General features: G+C 69.5%; 16 protein-coding genes, 1 tRNA gene and 2 riboswitches. Of the genes, 6 read left to right on the top strand and 11 right to left on the bottom strand.

Going from position 1 to position 22,112, the window contains the following annotated elements:
- Nucleotides 1-13 precede the first annotated feature (13 nt).
- Nucleotides 14-1,108 (bottom strand): ADP-heptose--LPS heptosyltransferase, encoded by a 1,095-nt coding sequence (locus GD429_RS29915; protein ID WP_152862451.1) that lies wholly within the window; start codon nucleotides 1,106-1,108, stop codon nucleotides 14-16.
- Nucleotides 1,105-2,808: a thiamine pyrophosphate-binding protein gene (locus tag GD429_RS29910; protein ID WP_152862449.1), complete on the bottom strand. Its 1,704-nt coding sequence runs from the start codon at nucleotides 2,806-2,808 to the stop codon at nucleotides 1,105-1,107. Before GD429_RS29910 ends, GD429_RS29915 begins: the two co-directional genes overlap by 4 nt.
- A 306-nt stretch (nucleotides 2,809-3,114) precedes the next feature.
- On the opposite strand from GD429_RS29910, the gene GD429_RS29905 reads away from it, so the two are divergent.
- Both GD429_RS29905 and GD429_RS29900 read left to right on the top strand, forming a co-directional pair.
- The gene (locus GD429_RS29905; RefSeq protein WP_152862447.1) at nucleotides 3,115-3,576 is read left to right on the top strand and encodes a hypothetical protein; all 462 of its coding nucleotides are present in this window, start codon (nucleotides 3,115-3,117) and stop codon (nucleotides 3,574-3,576) included.
- A complete protein-coding gene (locus tag GD429_RS29900; protein WP_152862445.1) occupies nucleotides 3,573-3,857 on the top strand; it encodes a type II toxin-antitoxin system RelE/ParE family toxin in 285 nt (94 codons plus the stop codon). The genes GD429_RS29905 and GD429_RS29900 overlap by 4 nt, the downstream gene beginning before the upstream one ends.
- A gap of 116 nt (nucleotides 3,858-3,973) precedes the next feature.
- On the opposite strand, the gene GD429_RS29895 is transcribed toward GD429_RS29900, so the two are convergent.
- From GD429_RS29895 to GD429_RS29860, 8 genes are all read right to left on the bottom strand, one after another.
- Nucleotides 3,974-5,362, bottom strand: coding sequence for an L-serine ammonia-lyase (locus GD429_RS29895; protein ID WP_152862443.1), 1,389 nt, complete (start codon nucleotides 5,360-5,362; stop codon nucleotides 3,974-3,976).
- A 31-nt stretch (nucleotides 5,363-5,393) separates the two neighbouring features.
- Entirely contained in the window at nucleotides 5,394-6,530 is a 1,137-nt protein-coding gene (locus GD429_RS29890; RefSeq protein ID WP_152862441.1) for an alginate lyase family protein, read from the bottom strand.
- A 151-nt stretch (nucleotides 6,531-6,681) separates the two neighbouring features.
- Nucleotides 6,682-9,609 (bottom strand): aminomethyl-transferring glycine dehydrogenase, encoded by a 2,928-nt coding sequence (gcvP, locus tag GD429_RS29885; RefSeq protein ID WP_152862439.1) that lies wholly within the window; start codon nucleotides 9,607-9,609, stop codon nucleotides 6,682-6,684.
- 65 nt (nucleotides 9,610-9,674) lie between these two features.
- Nucleotides 9,675-10,055 (bottom strand): glycine cleavage system protein GcvH, encoded by a 381-nt coding sequence (gene gcvH / locus GD429_RS29880; protein WP_152862437.1) that lies wholly within the window; start codon nucleotides 10,053-10,055, stop codon nucleotides 9,675-9,677.
- 118 nt (nucleotides 10,056-10,173) lie between these two features.
- Nucleotides 10,174-11,292: a glycine cleavage system aminomethyltransferase GcvT gene (gcvT, locus tag GD429_RS29875; RefSeq protein WP_152862435.1), complete on the bottom strand. Its 1,119-nt coding sequence runs from the start codon at nucleotides 11,290-11,292 to the stop codon at nucleotides 10,174-10,176.
- A gap of 84 nt (nucleotides 11,293-11,376) precedes the next feature.
- A riboswitch (glycine riboswitch) is annotated at nucleotides 11,377-11,510 on the bottom strand.
- Between the two features lie 31 nt (nucleotides 11,511-11,541).
- Nucleotides 11,542-11,646: riboswitch (glycine riboswitch) on the bottom strand.
- A 113-nt stretch (nucleotides 11,647-11,759) separates the two neighbouring features.
- Entirely contained in the window at nucleotides 11,760-12,122 is a 363-nt protein-coding gene (locus GD429_RS29870; RefSeq protein WP_152862433.1) for a hypothetical protein, read from the bottom strand.
- Between the two features lie 158 nt (nucleotides 12,123-12,280).
- A complete protein-coding gene (locus GD429_RS29865; protein ID WP_152862431.1) occupies nucleotides 12,281-13,333 on the bottom strand; it encodes an oxidoreductase in 1,053 nt (350 codons plus the stop codon).
- A 239-nt stretch (nucleotides 13,334-13,572) separates the two neighbouring features.
- The gene (locus GD429_RS29860) at nucleotides 13,573-14,280 is read right to left on the bottom strand and encodes an SGNH/GDSL hydrolase family protein (RefSeq protein ID WP_152862429.1); all 708 of its coding nucleotides are present in this window, start codon (nucleotides 14,278-14,280) and stop codon (nucleotides 13,573-13,575) included.
- A 278-nt stretch (nucleotides 14,281-14,558) separates the two neighbouring features.
- Between GD429_RS29860 and GD429_RS29855 the strand changes: the two genes are divergently transcribed.
- Entirely contained in the window at nucleotides 14,559-16,646 is a 2,088-nt protein-coding gene (locus GD429_RS29855; protein WP_152862427.1) for a UvrD-helicase domain-containing protein, read from the top strand.
- Between the two features lie 115 nt (nucleotides 16,647-16,761).
- On the opposite strand, the gene GD429_RS29850 is transcribed toward GD429_RS29855, so the two are convergent.
- Nucleotides 16,762-17,655, bottom strand: coding sequence for a c-type cytochrome (locus GD429_RS29850; protein WP_152862425.1), 894 nt, complete (start codon nucleotides 17,653-17,655; stop codon nucleotides 16,762-16,764).
- Between the two features lie 252 nt (nucleotides 17,656-17,907).
- Between GD429_RS29850 and GD429_RS29845 the strand changes: the two genes are divergently transcribed.
- From GD429_RS29845 to GD429_RS29835, 3 genes are all read left to right on the top strand, one after another.
- Nucleotides 17,908-17,983: transfer RNA gene (locus GD429_RS29845), tRNA-Arg, on the top strand.
- Nucleotides 17,984-18,274: 291 nt separating this feature from the next.
- Nucleotides 18,275-19,846 carry a TIGR04222 domain-containing membrane protein gene (locus tag GD429_RS29840; protein ID WP_152862423.1) on the top strand — a complete coding sequence of 524 codons (1,572 nt, stop codon included), beginning with the start codon at nucleotides 18,275-18,277 and terminating at the stop codon, nucleotides 19,844-19,846.
- A 246-nt stretch (nucleotides 19,847-20,092) separates the two neighbouring features.
- Nucleotides 20,093-22,039, top strand: a complete 1,947-nt coding sequence (locus tag GD429_RS29835) for a tetratricopeptide repeat protein (RefSeq protein WP_152862421.1) — start codon at nucleotides 20,093-20,095, stop codon at nucleotides 22,037-22,039.
- Nucleotides 22,040-22,112: the final 73 nt, after the last annotated feature.

Genomic DNA, 22,112 nt, shown 5'->3' with positions numbered 1-22,112 from the left:
GCGCGCTGTTCCGTTATCCGGTGGTCGCTGCCGCTTCACGCGGCTCGGGCCACGGAAGCCCGTCCCAGTCGATCGCGCGATACGCGGCTTCGACCGCCGCAAGATCGTCCGGCCGCTCGCTGCGATGCAGCCCGCGCAATTCGGCCGGCACGTCGAGCGCGACCGGCACGCAATGCGGATAGTCGCGCACGCGCAGCGCCGGCTCGATCGTCGTGAAACACGCGAGCGTCGGCACGTCGAAACCGTCGGCGAGATGCAGCGCGGCCGTGTCGGGCGCGAACAGCAGGCTTGCACCCTTGATCCATGCAATGAAGTGCGCGGTGTCGGCCGAGTCGCCGCTCACGTCGGTGTAGGCCGGATGCGCAACGGGCCCGAACCCGGCCACCGGCAGTCCGTAGCGTTGCGCGAGCCGTTCCACGAACGCCGCGCGCAGCGCGAGCGGCACGCTGCGCACCGCGGTGCTCGCACTCGGGCAGAACAGCACGTACGGCCGCTGCCATGCGGCCGGCAGCGCGGGCAGCGGCAGCCGCGCGAGCCAGCGGTTGCGCTTCGCGGCGGCCGGCACGGCGGCCGGGTCGGCGCCGAGCGCGTCGAGGAAGAAATCGATCATCGGCAGCCGCGCGAACGCGGGCCAGTACAGGTGATTGCCGACGTCGATGCACGGCGCGTCCGCGGGCAGCGCTTCGACGGCGCACGGCAGCGTGCGCGACGGCGCGACGACGTCGGCCGCGAGCGCATACAGCGCGTCGACATAGCGCGGCGTGCGGGCCGGCCGGTACAGCGTGAAATGCAGGCCCGCGTGCGCTGCGCGCAGCGCGGCGAGCGCGGTCAGCCCGATCACCGAATCGCCGAGCGTGACGCCCATCCCGTTGATCACGTGCACATGCCGCGCGCCGTCGTAGTCGAGCCGGAACGGCCGGTGCGCGGCGTGCAGCAGCCCGAGCGCGGCCGCGGCCGGCACGTGGCCGACGGCGCGGGCATCGCCGTGCTCGACGTCGTACGGCGCGACGAGCATGCCGTCGGGCGCGAGCAGCGTGCCGGGGAGCACGAGCGCGTCGTCGTGCGACAGCGCGACGACGGGCGGCGCGGTGCGCATTTCCACCGTCATCCGCCGCGCGCGCGGCGGCCCTGCTCGCGGATCTGTTCTAGCGTAGCGGCCGGCGTGCTGGCGTCCTGCGGGATGCGGATCTCGATCAGCGCGGGCAGCCCGCAGGTCAGCGCGCGCTCGAGCGCGGGTGCGAAATCGGCGGTGCGCTCCACCGTCTCGCCATGCGCGCCGAACGCGCGCGCATACGCGGCGAAATCGGGATTCGTGAGCCCCGTGCCGTGCACGCGGCCCGGGTAGTTGCGCTCCTGATGCATACGGATCGTGCCGAAATGCCCGTTGTTGACGACGATCGCGACGATGTTCAGCCCGTACTGCATCGCGGTCGCGAGTTCGTTGCCGGCCATCATGAAGCAGCCGTCGCCCGCGAGCGCGACGACGGCCCGCGACGGGTACAGCGACTTCGCGGCGAGCGCGGCCGGGATGCCGTAGCCCATCGCGCCGCTCGTCGGCGCGAGCTGCGAGCGGAAATGCCGGTACGCGAAGTGGCGATGCAGCCAGATCGCATAGTTGCCGGCGCCGTTGGTCAGGATCGCGTCGTGCGGCAGGCGCTCGCGCAACTGCACCATCACGTCGCCGAGCTGGACGTCGCCGGGCATCGGCAGCGGCGCGTGCCATTCGCGGTACGCGCGATGCGCGTCGGCGGCCGCGCCGGCCCACGCGGGGTGCTCGGGCGGTTCGAGCGCGGCGAGCGGCGCGGCGATCTCGGGCATTCCCGACACGATCGGCAGGTCGGCCGCATACACGCGGCCGAGTTCGTCCGCGCCCTGGTGCACGTGGATCAGCGTCTGGCGCGTCTTCGGGATGTCGAGCAGCGTGTAGCCGCCGGTCGTCGCTTCACCGAGGCGCGGCCCGATCACGAGCAGCAGGTCGGCGTCGCGGATGCGCTTCGCGAGCGCGGGGTTGATCCCGAGCCCGACGTCGCCCGCATAGTTCGGGTGCGCGTTGTCGATCGTGTCCTGGTAACGGAACGCGCACGCGACCGGCAGTTGCCAGCGCTCGACGAAGGTGCGCAGGTTCGCGCACGCGTCGGGCGTCCAGCCGCTGCCGCCGACGATCGCGAGCGGCCGTTCCGCGCGCGCGAGCCGCTCGCGCAGCTCGTCGATCTGTGCGGTCGCCGGTGCAGCGGCGATGCGTTTCGCGGCCGGCACGACGGGCTGCGGCGCGCACGCTTCGGACAGCACGTCTTCCGGCAGCGCGAGCACGACCGGGCCGGGCCGGCCCGACATCGCGACGTGGAACGCGTGGCTCAGGTATTCGGGGATGCGGCGCGGGTCGTCGATCTGCGCGACCCATTTCGCCATCTGGCCGAACATCCGGCGGTAGTCGATTTCCTGGAAGGCTTCGCGGTCGAGGTGCTCGCGCGCGCACTGGCCGACGAACAGGATCATCGGCGTCGAATCCTGGAATGCCGTGTGCACGCCGATCGACGCATGCGTCGCGCCGGGCCCGCGCGTGACGAACGCGATGCCGGGCCGGCCGGTCAGCTTGCCGACGGCTTCGGCCATGTTCGCGGCGGCCGCCTCGTGGCGGCAGACGACCGTCTGGATGCGCGCGGTGTCGTCCGCCAGCGCATCGAGTACGGCGAGGAAACTCTCGCCCGGCACGCAGAACACGCGTTCGACGTGATTGGCGAGCAACGCATCGACGAGCAGTCGCGCACCGGTGGTGGCGCGCGGCTCGAGATCCTTGGAATGCGACATGGGCTGCCGTCTCCCTGGGTAGCGGGACGTACAGTTTACGCCTGTCGGCGGGTCGCCGGTACGCCGGCCGGTGAAAAGTGTCGGAACACGGGGTGATCCGGACGGCGCGTCGCCCGTGTTGACCGGATGCGGTTGGCCGAAAGGGTGACTTGTGCGTGATTGCTCGACAGGGAAGAGTGAGGGCTGCGGATGTCGAGGCGAATGCGGGTCTCGATCGTCGATGTCGCACCTCCCAAGTAACAATAAACCGGGAGGCCATTCAATAGTAAAATTTCCCGGGATGACTAACGGTATCGAGAATCCATCATGGCAACCGAAACGATCGATCAAAAGACGCTCGTCCAGCTCGTCGAGGCCGGCGCCGTGCGCGCCGCGCGTGTGATCGGCCGCGGCAACGGCTGGGCCGTTTCGGCCCGTTGCGGCGCAAGCGAGCGGCTCCTGTCGGCCAAGCGCGGCGACGTGCGCGTGTTCCGCCGTTTTGAAACGCTGGTCGGGTTTCTGCGCGAAATAGGCATCAGCCGGTTCGATGTGGACGCGTCGGATTTCGACCCGGATGCAGCCGGCCGGGCCACCCGGGCCGATCGTGCGGCCGCGCTGAAAGCGGCCCATGAAGCGGCTGTCCACGACCGCTGGTTTCGCGAGCAGGTGCAGCAGGCGCTGGACGATCCGCGCCCGTCGATTCCCGATGCCGAGGTCAGCGCAGAGTTTGCGTCGCGCCGTGCCGCGCTGCGTCAACGGATCGCAGGCAAGCGGGGTAATGCTGCTTGACCCTCGCGCTGCATTGGCATCCGAAGGCGCGCGAGGACCGCGCCGCGATCATGGACTACATCGGCCGGGACGACCCGCTGGCCGCGCTCGAGCTGGACGAGCGGCTGGAGGAGCGGGCCGCGGCGTTGCCCGCGCGCGCCGAGCTGTATCGGCAAGGGCGCGTGGCGGGCACGCGCGAGTTGGCGGTCGCGCCGAACTACGTGCTCGTGTATCGCATCCGGCCGGCCGACTGCATCGTGGAGATCCTCCGCGTATTGCATGCGCGGCGGCAGTGGCCGTGATGCGCGGGGCTCTCAAGAAAACGCGGGGCCGCTCAAGGTTCTCCGCCTTGCAGTGAGGCCCTTTGGGGAATAAGTCCCTCGGGGGCCTGGCGCGAAGCGATGGGCCCGGGAGGCGTTCAACACTCGACGATATTCACCGCCAGCCCGCCGCGCGACGTTTCCTTGTACTTCGTCTTCATGTCGGCGCCCGTCTCGCGCATCGTCTTGATCACCGAGTCGAGCGACACGTAGTGCGAGCCGTCGCCGCGCAGCGCCATGCGCGCCGCGTTGACGGCCTTCACCGACGCCATCGCGTTGCGTTCGATGCACGGGATCTGCACCATCCCGCCGACCGGGTCGCAGGTGAGGCCGAGGTTGTGCTCCATGCCGATCTCGGCCGCGTTCTCGACCTGGTGCGGCGTGCCGCCGAGCACCGCTGCGAGCGCGCCGGCCGCCATCGAGCATGCAACGCCCACTTCGCCCTGGCAGCCGACTTCCGCGCCCGAGATCGACGCGTTGAGCTTGTAGAGAATGCCGATCGCGGCGGCCGTCAGCAGGAAGTCGATCACGCCTTGCTCGTTCGCGCCGGGCGTGAAGCGCGTGTAGTAGTGCAGCACGGCCGGGATGATGCCGGCCGCGCCGTTGGTCGGTGCGGTGACGACACGGCCGCCGGCCGCGTTTTCCTCGTTGACCGCGATCGCGTACAGGTTGATCCAGTCGATCATCGACAGCGGGTCCTGCAGCGCGCGCTCCGGGCTTCCCGTCAGCGTGCGGTACAGCTGCGGCGCGCGGCGCTTGACCTGGAACGGGCCGGGCAGGTTGCCGTCGGCGTCGGGGTTGCCGATCCCGCAGCCGCGCGACACGCACGACTGCATCACGGCCCAGATCTTCAGCAGCCCGTCGCGCGTCTCTTCCTCGGTGTGCCATGCGCGCTCGTTTTCCCACATCAGCTGCGCGATCGACTTGCCGGTCGATTCGGTCAGCGCGAGCAGCTCCGCGCCGGTGCGGAACGGGTGCGTCATCTGCTCGGCCGCGCTCAGCACCTTCGTGTTCGGCGCACCGGCCGTCACGACGAAGCCGCCGCCGACCGACAGGTACGTGCGCTCGACCAGCACCGCTCCGTTCGCGTCGGACGCGCGCAGCTTCATCCCGTTCGGATGCTCGGGCAGCGCCTGGCGGTAGAACGCGATGTTCTCCTTCAGCACGAACGGCACCGGATGCGTGCCGAGCAGCGCGAGCTTCTTCGACTTGCGGACGTCTTCCAGACGCGCGTCGATGGTTTCGGGATCGACGGTGTCGGGCGCGTCGCCGAGCAGGCCGAGCATCACGCCGCGGTCGGTGCCGTGGCCCTTGCCGGTGGCGCCGAGCGAGCCGTACAGCTCGACTTTCACGTGGGCCGTTGCATCGAGCTGCCCGTCGCGCTCGAGGCCCTGGACGAACATCAGCGCCGCGCGCATCGGTCCGACCGTATGCGAACTGGACGGACCGATGCCGATCTTGAAGAGGTCAAACACGCTGACTGCCATTTCGATACCTGCCTTGCTTATAAGAGTAGTGCTAGCGCGCCTGCAATGGCAGGCACGCGGCGAGCCATGCGGGCGGCGTCGGGGAAAGCTGCTGCGCGACGCGGGCATAGCGCCCGTCCAGCCGCGCGGCCAGATGAAAGAGTTCGGTGGCGTTTTTCGGGTCCCACTGCCCCGTGTAGCCCGGCAGGCCGGCCTCGCGGCGCTTCGCGTCGAACGGCACCGGCGAATTCACGAATTCCTCGTGGGTCTTCTCGCCGAGCGCATACGGCACGAGCCAGTCGAGCGCGGCCGCGAGCGACGCGCCGTTCGCGCCGCGCTCGCGCAGCCAGTTGCGGTTGAAGCGGCGCGCGGCGAGCGCGGCCGTTACCAGCGGCTGCAGGTCGTACACCGCGTAGTGCAGCGCATCGCGTTCCTCGAAGTCCCACGTCTTGCCGTCCGGGCCGATGTTGTCGGCAAGATGCTCGACGAACAGCCGCTGCGCGGCGTTCATCATCTTGCGGTCGCCGAGCGTGAACGCGGACAGCGCGATCAGCTTGATGCGGTGGCTCTGCCAGTTGTTGCGCCAGGTGCCGGTGAGCGGGCGCTTCTGCGCGTCGATCTGCGCGACATAACCGGCGCCGAGCTTCGCGATGAACGCGGCCGTCGCGTTGCGGGTCTTCACCGGCAGCGCGCTCGCGGTCATGTCGTACGCGACGATCAGGCTTTCGAAGCGCGTCTCGTCGATCGGGTTGAAGCTCGGCTGGTAGGTCGCGACCCACGCGGACAGGAAGCGGTCGACGAGCTGCAGGTAGCGCGGCGCGTTCGTCACGCGCCACGCGAGCGCCGCGTCGCGCATCAGCTCCATGTCCTTCAGCGCGGCGGCGCTCTGGTCGTAGATGCCTTCGTGCGGCAGCGTGCCCTCGGTGTGCACGCGCGGCATCGCCTTCGGCTGCTCGCCGATGCGCGCGTCGACGCTGCGGATCAGCGCCTGCACGCCCGGCTCGGCCTGGGTCGTCTCGCTCGCCTGAAGTGCCGGCGCCGCGCAGAAATTCATCGCCGCGCGCGCGCTGCCGGCCGCGCCGAGGCCTGCAGCGGCAAACGACAGCGACGCGACGAGCATCGGCACGAACCGGCGCGTGCGCGGCCGCTTCTGCGTTGCACCATGGCCCGGAAACATCGGACGCACCATGCGGAACTCCTTCATTGGCTGGATCGCGTGTGATGTTAGCCGGATTGGCGGACGAACGCGCACCGGTTCGGGCGGCGAATGCAAAAACCGCACGCAACACGGAGTTGCGTGCGGTGCGATCACCATCGGACGGCTCGGGGCCTGGCGCGCGTTATGCGTATTCCGACATCGGCACGCACGAGCAGAACAGGTTGCGGTCGCCGTACGCGTTGTCCGCGCGGCCGACCGGCGGCCAGTACTTGTTCGTGCCGAGCGACGCGACCGGGTACGCAGCCTGCTCGCGCGAGTACGCGTGCGGCCACTCGTTCGCGGTGACGACGGCCGCCGTGTGCGGTGCGTGACGCAGCGGGTTGTCCTCGCGGTCGGCGCGGCCTTCCTCGACCGCGCGGATTTCCTCGCGGATCGCGATCATCGCGGCGATGAAGCGGTCGAGTTCTTCCTGCGATTCCGATTCGGTCGGCTCGACCATCAGCGTGCCCGGCACCGGGAAGCTCATCGTCGGCGCGTGGAAGCCGTAGTCCATCAGGCGCTTCGCGACGTCGTCGACGCTGATGCCGCTCGAATCCTTGATCGGACGCAGGTCGAGAATGCATTCGTGCGCGACCAGCCCGCCCGGGCCCGAGTACAGGACCGGGTAGTGCGGCGCGAGGCGCTTCGCGATGTAGTTCGCGTTGAGGATCGCGGTTTCCGTCGCGGCGGTCAGGTTCTTCGCGCCCATCATCGCGATGTACATCCACGAGATCGGCAGGATCGACGCCGAGCCGTACGGGGCGGCCGACACCGCGCCGATGCCGCTTTCGTCGCGCGCATAGCCGGTCGAACGCTGGTTCGGCAGGAACTTCGCGAGGTGCGCGCCGACCGCGACCGGGCCGACGCCCGGGCCGCCGCCGCCGTGCGGGATGCAGAAGGTCTTGTGCAGGTTCAGGTGCGACACGTCGCCGCCGAACTGGCCCGGCGCGGTCAGGCCGACCATCGCGTTCATGTTCGCGCCGTCGACGTACACCTGGCCGCCGTGCGCATGGACGATCTCGCAGATCTCGCGCACGTTCTGCTCGAACACGCCGTGCGTCGACGGATACGTGATCATGATCGCCGCGAGATCCTTCGAGTGCTCGTCGGCCTTCGCCTTCAGGTCGGCGATGTCGACGTTGCCCTGCGCGTCGCATGCGACGACCACGACCTTCATGCCGGCCATGTGCGCGGATGCCGGGTTCGTGCCGTGCGCGGACGCCGGGATCAGGCACACGTCGCGGTGGGCTTCGCCGCGCGATGCGTGGTACGCGTGGATGATCAGCAGGCCCGCGTACTCGCCCTGCGAGCCCGCGTTCGGCTGCAGCGACACGGCCGCGTAGCCGGTGGCCGCGACGAGCATCTGCTCGAGCTGGTCGATCATTTCTCGGTAGCCGACGGTCTGGTCGGCCGGCGCGAACGGGTGGATGCCGCCGAACTCGGGCCACGTGACGGGCAGCATTTCCGACGTCGCGTTCAGCTTCATCGTGCACGAGCCGAGCGGGATCATCGAGCGGTCGAGCGCGAGATCCTTGTCCGACAGGCTGCGCAGGTAGCGCAGCATTTCGGTTTCGGAATGGTGGCGGTTGAACACGTGGTGCGTCAGGTACGCGCTCGTGCGCTCGAGGCCGGCCGGCAGCGCGGCGACGCCGGCGAGGCCTGCGTCCAGCGCGTCGACGGCCGGCGCGGTGCCGCCCGCGGCTTGCGCGAACACGCCGAGGAGATCGGCGAGGTCGTCGCGCGTCGTCGTTTCGTCGACCGATACGCCGACTTGCGTGTCGCTCACGCGGCGCAGGTTGATGCGCTTCGCCCTAGCGAATTCATGGACCTGCGCGGTGCGCGCGCCGGTGTCGATCGTCAGCGTGTCGAAGAACGTGTCGTTGACGGTCGCGAAGCCGAGCTGCTTCACGCCGGCGGCGAACAGCGCCGCGATGCGGTTCACGCGCAGCGCGATCGTCTTCAGGCCGTGCGGGCCGTGGTAGACCGCGTACATGCTGGCCATGATCGCGAGCAGCGCCTGCGCGGTACACACGTTCGACGTCGCCTTTTCGCGGCGGATGTGCTGTTCGCGGGTTTGCAGCGCGAGGCGCAGCGCGGGCTTGCCCTGCGCGTCGACCGTCACGCCGACGAGGCGGCCCGGCATCTGGCGCTTGAATTCGTCGCGCACCGCGAGATACGCGGCGTGCGGGCCGCCGAAGCCCATCGGCACGCCGAAGCGCTGTGTGTTGCCGATCGCGACGTCCGCACCCCATTCGCCGGGCGGCGTCAGCACGGTGAGCGCGAGCAGGTCGGCCGCGACGACCACGTGGCCGCCGGCCGCGTGGATCGCTTCCGTGAGTGCGCGGTAGTCGCGCACGTCGCCGTTCACGCCCGGGTATTGGAGCAGCACGCCGAACGCGTTCGATTGTGCCGCGTCGGCGGCCGGGCCCGTCTTGACCTCGATGCCGATCGGCAGCGCGCGCGTGCGGATCACTTCGAGCGTCTGCGGCAGCACGTCGTCGGCGACGTAGAACACGTTCGATGCCGGCTTGCCGGTGCGTTGCAGCAGCGTCATCGCTTCGGCCGCGGCGGTCGCTTCATCGAGCAGCGACGCGTTCGAGATCGCGAGGCCCGTGAGGTCGGCCACCATCTGCTGGAAGTTCAGGAGCGCCTCGAGGCGGCCCTGGGAAATTTCGGGCTGGTACGGCGTGTAGGCCGTGTACCACGCCGGGTTTTCGAGCACGTTGCGCAGGATCACCGCCGGCGTGTGCGTGTCGTGGTAACCCTGGCCGATATACGAGCGGAACACCTGGTTCTTGTCCGCGAGAACCCGCAGCGCGGCGAGGGCTTCGGCCTCGCTCTTCGGCTGCGCGAACGGGCCGAGCGGCAGCGTTTCGGCGCGGCGGATCGAGGCCGGGATCACGGCGTCCATCAGGGCGGCGCGCGACGCAAAGCCGAGCGTGTCGAGCATGGCCTGCTGGCTGGCGGCGTCGGGGCCGATATGGCGTTCGGCGAACGCGTCGTGCGTTTCGAGCGCGGCGAGCGAGAGGGGCGTGCGGTTCATCAGGCGGTCCGGGTGTTCGAGCTTCATGGCGTGACTCTGGTCCCGCGCGGGACGGGGCGGCTGGCCGGCCCCGCGCGGTTCGGGTAAGTAAATTAGTCGATCAGCTTGGTGTAGGCGGCAGCGTCGATCAGCTTGTCGGTCGATGCGCCGGCCGCGAGCTTGATCTTGAAGAGCCACACGCCGTACGCGTCGCCGTTCACTTCTTCCGGTGCGTCGGTGGCTTCCGTATTGACGGCGACGACTTCGCCGGACACCGGCGAGTAGATGTCGGATGCCGCCTTCACCGATTCGACGACGCCGACGGCGTCGCCTTCCTTCACCTGCTTGCCGACTGCCGGCAGCTCGAGGAAGACGATGTCGCCGAGCGTGCTCTGCGCGTGATCGGTGATACCGACCGCCAGCGTGCCGTCTGCCTCGGTGCGGATCCACTCGTGTTCGTCGGTGTATTTCAGATCGGCCGGGACGTTGCTCATCGGATGCTCCTGGATAAAAGGGTGTGATTCGTTCTGCTGGCGCGCCGCCGGGGCGCGCCGGGGTGTGGTTGCGCCGGGCGCCATCTCCCGGCTTCCCGGGAGGAGGCCCCCCCGGCCGTTACGCAGCGAGGACCTTGCCGTTGCGCACGAACGGCAGTTTTACCACGCGCGCGGGAAGATTCTTGTCGCGAATTTGCACCTGGACCATGTCGCCGACCTGGACGGCCGCCGGCACGCGCGCGAACGCGATCGATTCCTGCATCGACGGCGAGAACGTGCCGCTCGTGATCTCGCCTTCGCCGTGCGGCGTGACGACCTTCTGGTGCGCGCGCAGCACGCCGCCCGCCTTGCCGTTTTCCTTCTGCAGGATCAGGCCGACGAACGCGGTGCGCGTGCCGTCGCGCTCGAGCGCGGCGCGGCCGACGAAGTCGCGCGGCGCGGTGAGGTCGACCGTCCACGCGAGGCCCGCGTCGAGCGGCGAGACGGTGTCGTCCATGTCCTGGCCGTACAGGTTCATGCCGGCCTCGAGGCGCAGCGTGTCGCGCGCGCCGAGCCCGCACGGGCGCACGCCGCTTTGCTGCAGTGCGTTCCACAGCGCTTCGACATGCACGGCCGGGACGATCACCTCGAAGCCGTCTTCACCGGTATAGCCGGTGCGCGCGACGGTGAGATCGCCGAACGGCGTGCCGGCGACCTGCGCGGCGTTGAACGGCTTCAGCTCGCTCGTCGCGGCGCGTGCGGCGGGCACGGTCGTCCAGACTTTTTCGCGGGCGTTCGGGCCCTGTACGGCGACGATCGCGAAATCGCGGCGCGGCGCGATCGTGACGCCGTAGCCGCCTTGCTCGTTGAGCTGGTTGAACCACGCGATGTCTTTCTCGGCGGTGCCGGCGTTGACGACCACGCGGAAGAAGTCTTCGGTGAAGTAATAGACGATCAGGTCGTCGACGACGCCGCCCTGCGGATTGAGCAGGCACGAGTAGAGCGCCTTGCCGGGCGTCTTGAGCTTGCCGACGTTGTTCGCGATCGCGTGCTCGAAGAACGCGCGCACGCGGCTGCCGGTGAAATCGACGACGCACATGTGCGACACGTCGAACATGCCGGCGTCGGTGCGCACGGCTTCATGTTCTTCGATCTGCGAGCCGTAGTTGACGGGCATGTCCCAGCCGCCGAAGTCGACCATGCGGGCATTGAGCGCGCGGTGCGCGGCGTTGAGCGGGGTGTGATTCAGTGCAGTCATCGAGGCCTCAGGCAAGGCGCTTGCGCGCGGATCAGAACGGCCATGTGCCGACCGCCGCGGCCGATGGGCTGCGAGCGATCCGGTACATGCCCCTCTGTCCTCGATACCTGAGAGATTGCGCCGCGGGCAAAGCCCGGCGAGCGCGCGCCCCTTCGGTGGGCAGCTTGCCCGCGCAGCATGTGCGCAGCGGGCTACTGCCGCTCTCCAGAGTGCGGGGAGTGCGGCCCGCGCAATGCGCGGACGGGATTCCCCGACGCGGTCGGTCCTTTTGCCTGAGAGTTTGCGGGTGTGCCCCTTCGGCGGCGCGACCGGCGTTGCTAGCTACGCGGTCACACGCTCTCCCGACGCGTGCGGGCGACTGTACGCGAGCGGGTGGGGCTTGTCAATTTGGGCAAAAAAATGTCGCTTCGCGACAAGCGGCGGCAACCGGTGCCGCCGCTTTTTTCGCTCCGGCGGGCGCCGGTGCGTTACTCGCCGATCGCGCGCGCGGCCGTGTCGAGTTCCTGGTTCAGCACGCGCTGCTCGTCGCCGGACAGGCCGCCGCTGTGCTGCGCGGACATGTCGTTCGCTTCCTGGCGGATCACGTCGAGGCGGTGGTGAAGCTGCGCGCCGTACGGCGGCGGGTAGTAGCCGCCGTTCACGCGCGCGTCGATGCGGCGGTGCAGGTTGTCGATCCGTCCCTGGATCTGTTGCGCCCGCTCGTTCGCGACGACCTGCGGATTCGGCCGCGGCGGGGGCGCCGGACGGACCGGCTGCTGCGGCTGCACGATACAGGCCGCGAGCGAGGAAACCAGCACGCAGCACGCTGCTGCGCGAATCAACCGTTGCATCAACATTCTCCTGACGGATTGGTGTCGGATCGACTTTTTTGAGAAACGCGTCAGACCGGTCACCCGCTGACTTTCGTTCCCCGGGCATTTGTAACCGAATGTTCCGGCTAATCCAAGCGCACGCGTGCCGGCCGGCCGCAACCGGCCGGCGTGCGGTGTCAGACCGTGCGGCGCACGAACGGCAGCCGGCGGCCGTCGTGCTCGCTCTGCGCGGCGAGCTCGATGATCGTCATCACGTCGACGGCGTCCTGCGCGGTGACGGGGAACGGCGCGCCGTCGCGGATCGACGCGGCGAGCGCGCGGTAGAACTCCGCGTACTGGCCGTCGAGCGTCGGCACCGGCCGCTCGACTTCGACTTCGCCGTCGAGCACGCGCAGCAGGCCGGGCGGGTTGCCGCCGCCGAACTCGACGTCGTCCGCGGTGAGGCCGGCCTTGAGCTGGTCTTCCTGCGTGTCGAGCCCGAACTTCTGATAGCTGCCGCGCGTGCCGTGCAGCGTGAAGCGCGCGGGCTCGATCGCCGACAGCGCGCTCGCGTGCAGTGCGACGTCCTTGTCCGGATAGCCGAGCAGCAGGTGCACGAAATCGGGCGCCGTGCCGTTGTCGCGGCGCGTCTTGACGGTCGCGCTCACCGTTTCCGGCACGCCGAACAGCGCGAGCGCCTGGTCGATCAGGTGCGGGCCGAGGTCGAGCAGCAGGCCGCCGCCGCGTGTGGGCTCCTCGCGCCAGCGCGTGCGCGGCGTCGGCCGGAAGCGGTCGAAGTGCGATGCAAAGAAGGTGAGCCGGCCGAGCTCGCCCGATTCGACGATGCGGCGCACGGTGAGGAAATCGCCGTCCCAGCGGCGGTTGTGGAACGGCGCGAACAGGCGGCTGCGCGCGTTCGCGAGCCGCGCGAGCGCGAGCGCTTCGTCGGCGGTGAGCGTGACGGGCTTGTCGACGACCACGTGACGGCCGGCTTCGAGCACCTGGCGCGCGAGCGCGAAATGCGTGTCGTTCGGCGTGGCGATCACCACGCACTCGATGTCGTCGAGGCCGAGCAGCGTGTCGAGGTCGGGGACGACGCGCGCGCCCGGATACGCGGCCTGCGCGCGATCGGGCTGGCCCGTCGCGATCGCGGCAACTTCAGTGCGGCCGCTCGTGGCGATCACGGGCGCGTGGAACGTCGCGCCGGCGAAACCGAAACCCATCAAACCAATCCTGAGCAATGACGACATGGCAATTCCTGGCTGCGAAGGAAATTAAAGGATGGCGCGCCGAGGCGGCGCGAGGACGACCGGCTATTTTGGCATGGCGCCGCCGCTCGTACCGGCGCGTTGGGCGAAATGCGCGGTGCGGCGCGGCGCGTGCGCAAGGGGGGCCGGCATTTTGCGCCGGACCGGCTGCCGCGCGCCGGCGTTTGCATGCCCGGCTTCGCGGTGACGGGCCGGCGTGCGGGCGCGGGTGCCGCGCCGCGTCATGCGGCCGCCCGCTGCCGCACGGCGGCAGCGACCTGCGCGGCCCACACGGCGCATGCGGCTTCGCCGGGGTGGAAGCCGTCGGCGGCCATCAGGTGGCGCTCGAGCGGCAGCGCGACCCGCAGGAACGTGCAATGCGGCTGCGTGGCGGCCCAGGCGGCGAGTGCCGTGTTGAGCCGCTTCGCGCGTCGCCCGAGATACCACGCGAGCGGCTGCGGCAGCGCCGGAAAGCGTTCCATCGGCGGCACCGCCGACAGGATCACGTGCCCGATCCGGAAGCGCGCGGCAAGCAGCCGGACGAGTTCGGCCTGCTGCGCCCGCCAGCGGGCCGGCGGCACGCCGCCCGTCACGTCGTTGACTCCGAGCGACGTAACGGCCACGTCGAACGGTTCGGCCGGCTCGGCGGCGAGCCAGTCGACGAGATCCTGCGTGGTCAGGCCCGTGTGCGCGAGCAGCTTCCAGCTCACGCGGTGCGTGGCCGCCAGCACGCGCGCCAGTTGTCCGGACAGCGCGTCGCGCTGCGTCGCGACGCCGACGCCTGCGGCGGCCGAATCGCCGACCACCAGCACGCGCAGCGGCGGGCCGTCGCCGACCACGCCGGCGCGCGGGCCGGCCGCCTCGGGCAGCCGCGGCGTGACGCGACGCACGTAGCGCCCCTGCGCGAACAGCAGCGGGCCGAGGGCGGCGGTGGCGAACGGGTATCCCATGATGTCGATCCGGTGGCGGTTCAGGCGAGCCCGGCACGGGGCCGCGCCGGTGTGTTCGTATTGTGGCCGATCGACGCGCGAACGGGGCCGGATTGGCCGGACGGACAGGGCGCGGCCGGGCGGTGCGCCCGCGCGGCCCCGTCCGGCGGCGCTCACGAAATGCGCGCCGCCGACGTGTTAACATGCGCGTCCTGCCCGCGTGTCCGCCTGCTTCGCCAGCCCGCCGCGCACGGCATCCTCCCGGCGTTCCGCCGACAACCGCAACACCATCCGCCATCATGTCCGCAGGCCTGAATCCCGCCCAGAACGAAGCGGTGCGCTACCTCGACGGTCCCTGCCTCGTGCTCGCCGGCGCGGGCAGCGGCAAGACCCGCGTGATCACGCAGAAGATCGCGCACCTGATCGAAGCGAAAGGCTTCGAGCCGCGCCACATCGCCGCCGTCACGTTCACGAACAAGGCGGCCGCCGAAATGCGCGAGCGCGTGTCGAAGCTGCTCGAGGGCAAGACGCTCACCACGCCCGGCAAGGAAGGCCGCAAGGTGCCCGTCAACCAGCTCACCGTCTGCACGTTCCACTCGCTCGGCGTGCAGATCCTGCGCCAGGAGGCCGAGCACGTCGGCCTGAAGCCGCAGTTCTCGATCATGGATTCGGACGACTGCTTCGGGATGATCCAGGAGCAGCTCGGCACCACCGACAAAGGGCTGATCCGCAAGATCCAGAGCATCATCTCGCTGTGGAAGAACGGCCTGATCATGCCCGACGAGGCAATGGCGATCGCGGCCAACGAGGACGAGCACCAGGCCGCGCTGGTCTACCGCAACTACGTCGCGACGCTGCATGCGTACCAGGCGGTCGACTTCGACGACCTGATCCGCCTGCCTGCCGAGCTGTTCGCGAAGAATGAGCAGGTGCGCGACCGCTGGCAGAACAAGCTGCGCTACCTGCTGATCGACGAGTACCAGGACACCAACGCGTGCCAGTACGAGCTGCTGAAGCTGCTCGCCGGCCCGCGCGCCGCGTTCACGGCGGTCGGCGACGACGACCAGGCGATCTACGGCTGGCGTGGTGCGACGCTCGAGAACCTCGCGCAGCTCGGCAAGGATTTCCCGAAGCTGCACCTGGTCAAGCTCGAGCAGAACTACCGGTCGACGGTGCGGATCCTGACCGCCGCGAACAACGTGATCGCGAACAACCCGAAGCTGTTCGAGAAGAAGCTGTGGTCCGAGCACGGGATGGGCGATTCGATCACCGTCACGCCGTGCAACGACGAGGAGCACGAGGCCGAATCGGTCGTGTTCCGGCTGTCCGCGCACAAGTTCGAGCGGCGCGCGCAGTTCCGCGACTACGCGATCCTGTATCGCGGCAACTTCCAGGCGCGGATCTTCGAGCAGGTGCTGCGGCGCGAGCGGATTCCGTACGTGCTGTCCGGCGGCCAGTCGTTCTTCGACAAGGCCGAGATCAAGGACCTGTGCGCGTACCTGCGGCTGATCGCGAACGCCGACGACGATCCCGCGTTCATCCGCGCGGTCACGACGCCGCGCCGCGGGATCGGCAACACGACGCTCGAAGCGCTCGGCTCGTTCGCGGGGCAGGCGAAGGTGTCGCTGTTCGAGGCCGTGTACATGGGCGGCATCGAGGCGCGGCTGTCCGCGCGCCAGGTCGAGCCGCTGCGGATGTTCTGCGACTTCATCCAGCGCCTGACCGACCGCGCGGACAAGGAGCCCGCGACCGTCGTGCTCGACGACATGATGGAGGCGATCCACTACGAGGCGTATCTGTACGACGCGTTCGACGAGCGGCAGGCGCAGTCGAAGTGGCAGAACGTGCTCGAATTCCTCGAATGGCTGAAGCGCAAGGGCACGAAGCCCGAGACGGAGGCCGTCGACGGCGAGGCGGAAGGTTTCCACAACGCGGACGGGCTCGCCGATACGGGCAAGAACCTGCTCGGCCTGATCCAGACCGTCGCGCTGATGTCGATGCTCGAGGGCAAGGACGAGGATCCGGATGCCGTGCGGCTGTCGACCGTCCATGCGTCGAAGGGGCTCGAGTATCCGCACGTGTTCCTGGTCGGCGTCGAGGAGGGCATCATGCCGCACCGCGGCGGCAGCGAGGACGACGGCCCGATCGATAGCGAACGGATCGAGGAAGAGCGCCGGCTGATGTACGTCGCGATCACGCGCGCGCAGCGCAGCCTGCACCTGAACTGGTGCAAGAAGCGCAAGCGGGCGCGCGAGACGGTCGTGTGCGAGCCGTCGCGCTTCATCCCCGAGATGGGGCTCGACGAAGCGCCGCCGCCCACGCCGGAAGAAGCGCCGATGTCGCCGAAGGACCGGCTCGCGAGCCTGAAGGCGTTGCTGCAGAAGTGATGTGATGCGGCGGCGCCGTCGGGCACACGGTGATCCGGCGGCTGGCGATCCGGCAAAACAAAACCCCCGCGATGCGTGTGCGTCGCGGGGGTTTTTTACTGGTGGCCCGGCGTGGTTACTTCGACGCGTTGACCATGTAGTCGACGGCCGCCTTCACGTCGGCGTCCGACGCGGTCGATCCGCCCTTCGGCGGCATCGCGCCCTTGCCGTGCAGCGCGTAGTTGTAGACCGTATCCATCGAGTCCTTCAGGCGCGGCGCCCAGTCTTCCTTGCTGCCGAACTTCGGCGCGCCGAGCACGCCGGCCGCGTGGCAGGCCTGGCAGGTCGACGTGTACAGCGCCTTGCCGGCGGTTGCCGCATCGGCGCTGGCCGGTGCGGCCGCGGGCTGTTCGCCGGCCTTCGGGATCGCGGCGATCGCGGCCTGCGCCGCGGCGATTTGCGCACTCGCGGCGTCGGCTGCGCCCGATGCGCCTGCCGCGCCGCTGGCAGGCTGCGCCGCGTTGGCGGCCGGCGCGGCCGGTTCGGGGAAGTTCGCGCCGTCGTTGTTCGCCATGTAGACGATCGCACGGGCGATTTCATAGTCGCTGACGTCGTCGGGGCTTGTGCCGCCGCGCGCCGGCATCGCGCCCTTGCCTGCGAGGGCCGTCTTCAGCAGCGTGTCGAAGCCTTGCGAGATGCGCGGCGCCCAGTCGTCCTTGTTGCCGAACTTCGGCGCGCCGGCGGCGCCCGTGCCGTGGCAGGTCACGCAGACGGCCTTGTAGACTGCCTCGCCGGTCTTGTACGTGCGGGGCGCGTTGGCGTCCTTCACGTCGACCTGCGCGAGCGGCTTGATACGCGCGGCGACCTGCTCGTCGGATAGCGCGTCCGTGCCGGCGCCGGAACGGAACGCATGGTTCGCATAGGTGGCGAACAGGACGATCAGGATGATCGGGATCGCGAACGACGCGATGATGACGGCAATCAGCTGCCCGGGGGTTTTGACGGGAGATTCGTGGGGTGCTTCGCTCATGCTTGCCTCGTCTCCGTGAATAGGAATTGTGAGCGCGGTGCAACGGCAAAATGGCAGTCCAATGAAGCCCGGACGATTATAGACGGAACGTTTACATCACGGCGAGCGGCACGATGGCGCGTGTTTACCCGCACGCAGCGCGCCCCGGCGGCGATTCGGCGGGCAAGGTGGACGCGTCATGGGAAACCGGGTATCCTTGCTGTCTTGCCAATTGTGGGCGGCCTGTATATTGGGGTCGCTTCACTGTCACACGCGCCCGTAGCTCAATGGATAGAGTACTGCCCTCCGAAGGCAGGGGTTGCTGGTTCGATCCCAGCCGGGCGCGCCAAAACATGCCTGTTCAGGCTCTCGTCGGTTTCCCCGTACTACCGTTTCCCTTCCTGCAGTGAAATCGCAGCCAGCTGGCGGCCATCGGCGCCTTTCGGTGTCGTGATCCTCGATCGGCTGCCGCTGCGACTGCGCTTGCCGGGCGCCCCCCTTCCGAGCCCGTCGCATCACCCGGTTCCTGGCAGGACCGGCGGACCGGCGTCTCACCGCTGCACCGTTATGCGAGAATCGCCCGCAACGACAACTCCAAGCGTCGATCGCGGCGGCCGTCCGCGCATCGCGCCGACTCCCGATGGCTGCCATCCCGTCTACCTCGACCGCAGTCGATGCCCGTGCGCTGACCGAAGCGCAGCAGGCGTTGCTCGCGCGCCTGCAAGCCTATTCCCCCGACGATCCTGACGCGCCGCTGCCGTACAGCCGGCGCCTTGCCGATGCCGAAGGCTGGTCGCACGCGCACGCGCTGGCCGTGATCGACGAATACAAGCGTTTCGCGTTTCTCGCGCAGGCGGCCGGGCACCCGGTCACGCCGTCGGTCGCGGTCGATGCCGCCTGGCATTTCCACCTGCAATACACGCTCGAATACTGGGACGTCTTCTGCGCCGGCGTGCTGCGCGCGCGGCTGCATCACATGCCCGGCACGGGCGCGCCGGACGAAGCCGCCGTGTACGCGCAGCGCTATCGCGACACGCTCGACAGCTATCGGCGGCTGTTCGGTTGCGAGCCGCCGGAGTCGATCTGGCCGCCTGCGGACCTGCATGCCGCGCCCGGATCGCCGCAGCCGGACCTGCCGGCCGCGGACGAGCCGGTCGAACCGGATTCGCCGGCCGCCCCGCCGGCCGGCAGGACCTGGCGCAACCGGCTGCCGAAGCTCGTGTGGCCGGCGGCCGCCGCGAGTGTCGCCGCGACCTGCGCGTCGGCGCAGGACTTCAACGTGCTGGACTACACAGGGCCGCAGTTTCTCGCGTTCTACGTGCCGGCGTGCGTGGTCGCGTTGCTGCTGATCGCGGGTTTGCAACAGATCGAATATCGCTGCCGGCGCTGGGGCGCGCGCGCTCGCGAAGCGCCGTCGAACCTGACGGTCGAGGAGGTCGCGTATCTCGTCGGAGACGAATCGAGGGTCGTGCAAGTCGCGACGCTGTCGCTCATCCAGGCGGGCGCGATCGACCTGAGGATGGCGGGGCGACTGGGCGCGCGCGTGCAGAGCATCGACGTGAGGCGCGCCGGCGCCTATGCGGACGAATGCTACTGGCTGGACGGGCAACCGGGCGGGGAAGCCAGCTTCGGCGCGTTCCGGCAGCTACTGGCGCGTCGGTTCTCCGAATATGCGGATTCGTTGCGCAACTGCGGCTGGTTTTGGGCGCCCGGCGAGATGCGGACGGCGCGCATGGCCGCGCGCACGATTGCGCTGCTGGTGCTCGGCACGGGCGCGGCGAAACTGGCGGTCGGGCTGAGTCGAGGGCGGCCGGTCCTGTTGCTCGTCATCTGCATGGCGGCGTTCGCGATCGCATACCACTTCGTCGCGCGGCGCCTGACCGGATTCGGGCGCGGCGGCTTGACGGTGGGTGGGCAGGCGTCGCTTGACGCGTACCGGAGCGCACGCCGCGGCGAGTCCGATTCGCCGGACGAGTCGCTCTGGGCTGCCGCGCTGTTTGGTGCGGGAGCGCTGGCCGGCACCGCGTGGGCCGCGCATTCGAGTGCGCTGATGGAGCCGCCGCCGTTGATGCGGGCTCCGACGGCGGCGCGCACCGGCGGTTCGGATTCGTCCGACAGTAGCGGCTCGTCGTCGAGCTGCGGTTCGTCGAGTTCGTGCAGTTCCAGCTCATGCGGATCGAGCAGTTGCGGCGGGTGCTCGTCGAGCAGTTGAGCGCGTAGCCGACACCGCGCATCGCGGGCCGCCACGGGCAGGGCGGCGCGGCCAATCGCCTGAACAGCCGCGCGGAATGGTCTCAGATCGCCGCATCGCGTGCGTGCGCGCTTCGGTAACCTGTCAAGCGACGCTATCCGTGCCGAAACGGCCGTCCGGGCGCAGCGCGCCCCGCGCCCCGCGCATGTCGCACCGCCGCCGTGCCAGCCGGACGTGCCGAACACCCGCCGCTTTGCCCAGCCTTCCATGACGACGCCTGCTTCCGACGTTCCCGCGCCCGTTCAACAAGCCGCGACCCTGTGCCAGACCGGACGGTTCGCCGACGCGCTGTCGCTCGTCGCGCCGCTGCTCGACGGACCGGCGCCGGCCGTTGCGGTGCTGCACGTCGCGGCCGTCGGTGCGCTCGGCCTGAACCGGCTGGCCGACGCTGAAGCCTGGTGGCGGCGCGCGATCGACGCGATGCCGGCGTTCGATCCTCCATACGACGGCCTTGGCGCGCTGCTCGTGTCGCAGGGGCGACTGCCCGACGCCGAGGCGATCGTCCGCCGGCAGCTCGCTTCCGTCGCGCCGTTGCGTGCATCTCACCATCACCGGCTCGGCAAGGTGCTCGAAGCGCTCGGCCGGCTCGATGAAGCCGAACAGGCGTTCGGGCAGGCGCTGCTGATCGAGCCGCAGTCCGCAGACGTGCTGACCGATCTCGGCAATGTGCTGCGCGTTCTCGGCCGGCCGGCCGAGGCGGAACTCGCGTACCGGCTCGCAATCGCAGTTCGCGCCGACCACGCGCTCGCGCACGCGAATCTCGGCGCGATCCTCATCGACATGCAGCGGCTGCCCGAAGCGGAAGCGGCCAGCCGACAGACAATCGCGCTGTGCCCGGACCATCCGGAGGCACATTACAACCTCGGCATCGCGCTGCAGAATCTCGATCGCCTGCCTGAAGCGGAAGCGGCCTATCGCGATGCGATCCGCTACCGCCCCGGCCTGCCGCAGCCGCACAACAATCTGGGCTGCGTCCTGCGCGCGCAGGGCCGCCACGACGAAGCGACGGCCGCGTTCAGCGACGCGCTCGCGCTCGCGCCGCAGATGGCCGAAGCGCATTACAACCTGGGCACGACGTTCGAGCATGCCGGCCGCCACGACGACGCCGAACGCGCGTACCGCCGCGCGCTCGAGCTGCGCGCCGACTATGGCGATGCCCGTTTCGGGCTGGCGACACTGTTGCTCGGCCTCGGCCGGTTCGAGGAAGGCTGGCGCCGCTACGAATCGCGCTACGAGTTGTCGGCGTTCGTGCATCGCCGGACGCGCGAGGTGCTGCGGTGCGCGCAGTGGCAGGGCGAGCCGCTCGCCGGCAGGACGCTGCTCGTCTGGCAGGAAGACGGCCTCGGCGACATGCTGCAGTTCAGCCGCTATTTCGCGGAATTTCGCGCGCGGCACGCGGCGCGCGTGGTCTTCGCGTGCCAGCCCGCGCTGCATCGGCTGATGGAGACGGTCGACGGCGTCGACGAAGTGCTCGATCACGATGCGGCCGCGGCGCGTGTGCAGGAATTCGACTACTGGACAAGCCTGCTGAGCGCGCCGATGCACGTCGGCACGACGCTCGACACGATCCCGCCGCCGGTGCGGCTCGTGCCCGATCCCGCCCGCGTCGCACGCTGGCGCACGCGCCTCGATGCGCTGCCGGCCGGCCCGCACGTCGGGCTCGTGTGGAAGGGCAACCCGAAGCATCACAACGATGCGCACCGCTCGCTTCCGTCGCTCGCGTTGTTGACGCCGCTGTGGAGCGTGCCGGGCGTGAATTTCGTGAGCCTGCAGAAGGGGCAGGGCGAGGACGAGGCGCGCGATCCGCCGGGCGGCTTGCCGTTGCTGCATCTCGGCTCGGAGATCGACGATTTCGCGGATACGGCAGCGATCGTCGCGCAACTCGATCTCGTGGTGTGTGTCGACACATCCACCGCGCATCTGGCCGCATCGCTCGGCAAGCCTTGCTGGGTGCTGTTGCCGAATCAGGACGTCGACTGGCGCTGGATGCACGACCGCGACGATTCGCCGTGGTATCCCGGCACGGTGCGGCTGTTTCGGAGAGGGCGCGACGAGAACTGGATTCAGGTGGCCGAGCGTGTGCGCGGGGCGTTTGCGGTGTATTGCGGGGAGTTCGACTCGCCCGCGCTTGCGATGGCCGGTGGAACACGTTGACCTCGGCACATCGTATATCTGCCGTACGCAGAACAAATCAAGGCGGGCGATCCGCTCACGAGGAAGTGGGCGA

Origin of the sequence: Burkholderia sp. BE17, from assembly GCF_009362305.1 — a bacterium.
Lineage (GTDB): Bacteria > Pseudomonadota > Gammaproteobacteria > Burkholderiales > Burkholderiaceae > Burkholderia > Burkholderia pyrrocinia_C.
Note: the sequence above shows the minus strand (reverse complement) of the source record. Positions and strands in the feature narration are given on the sequence as shown.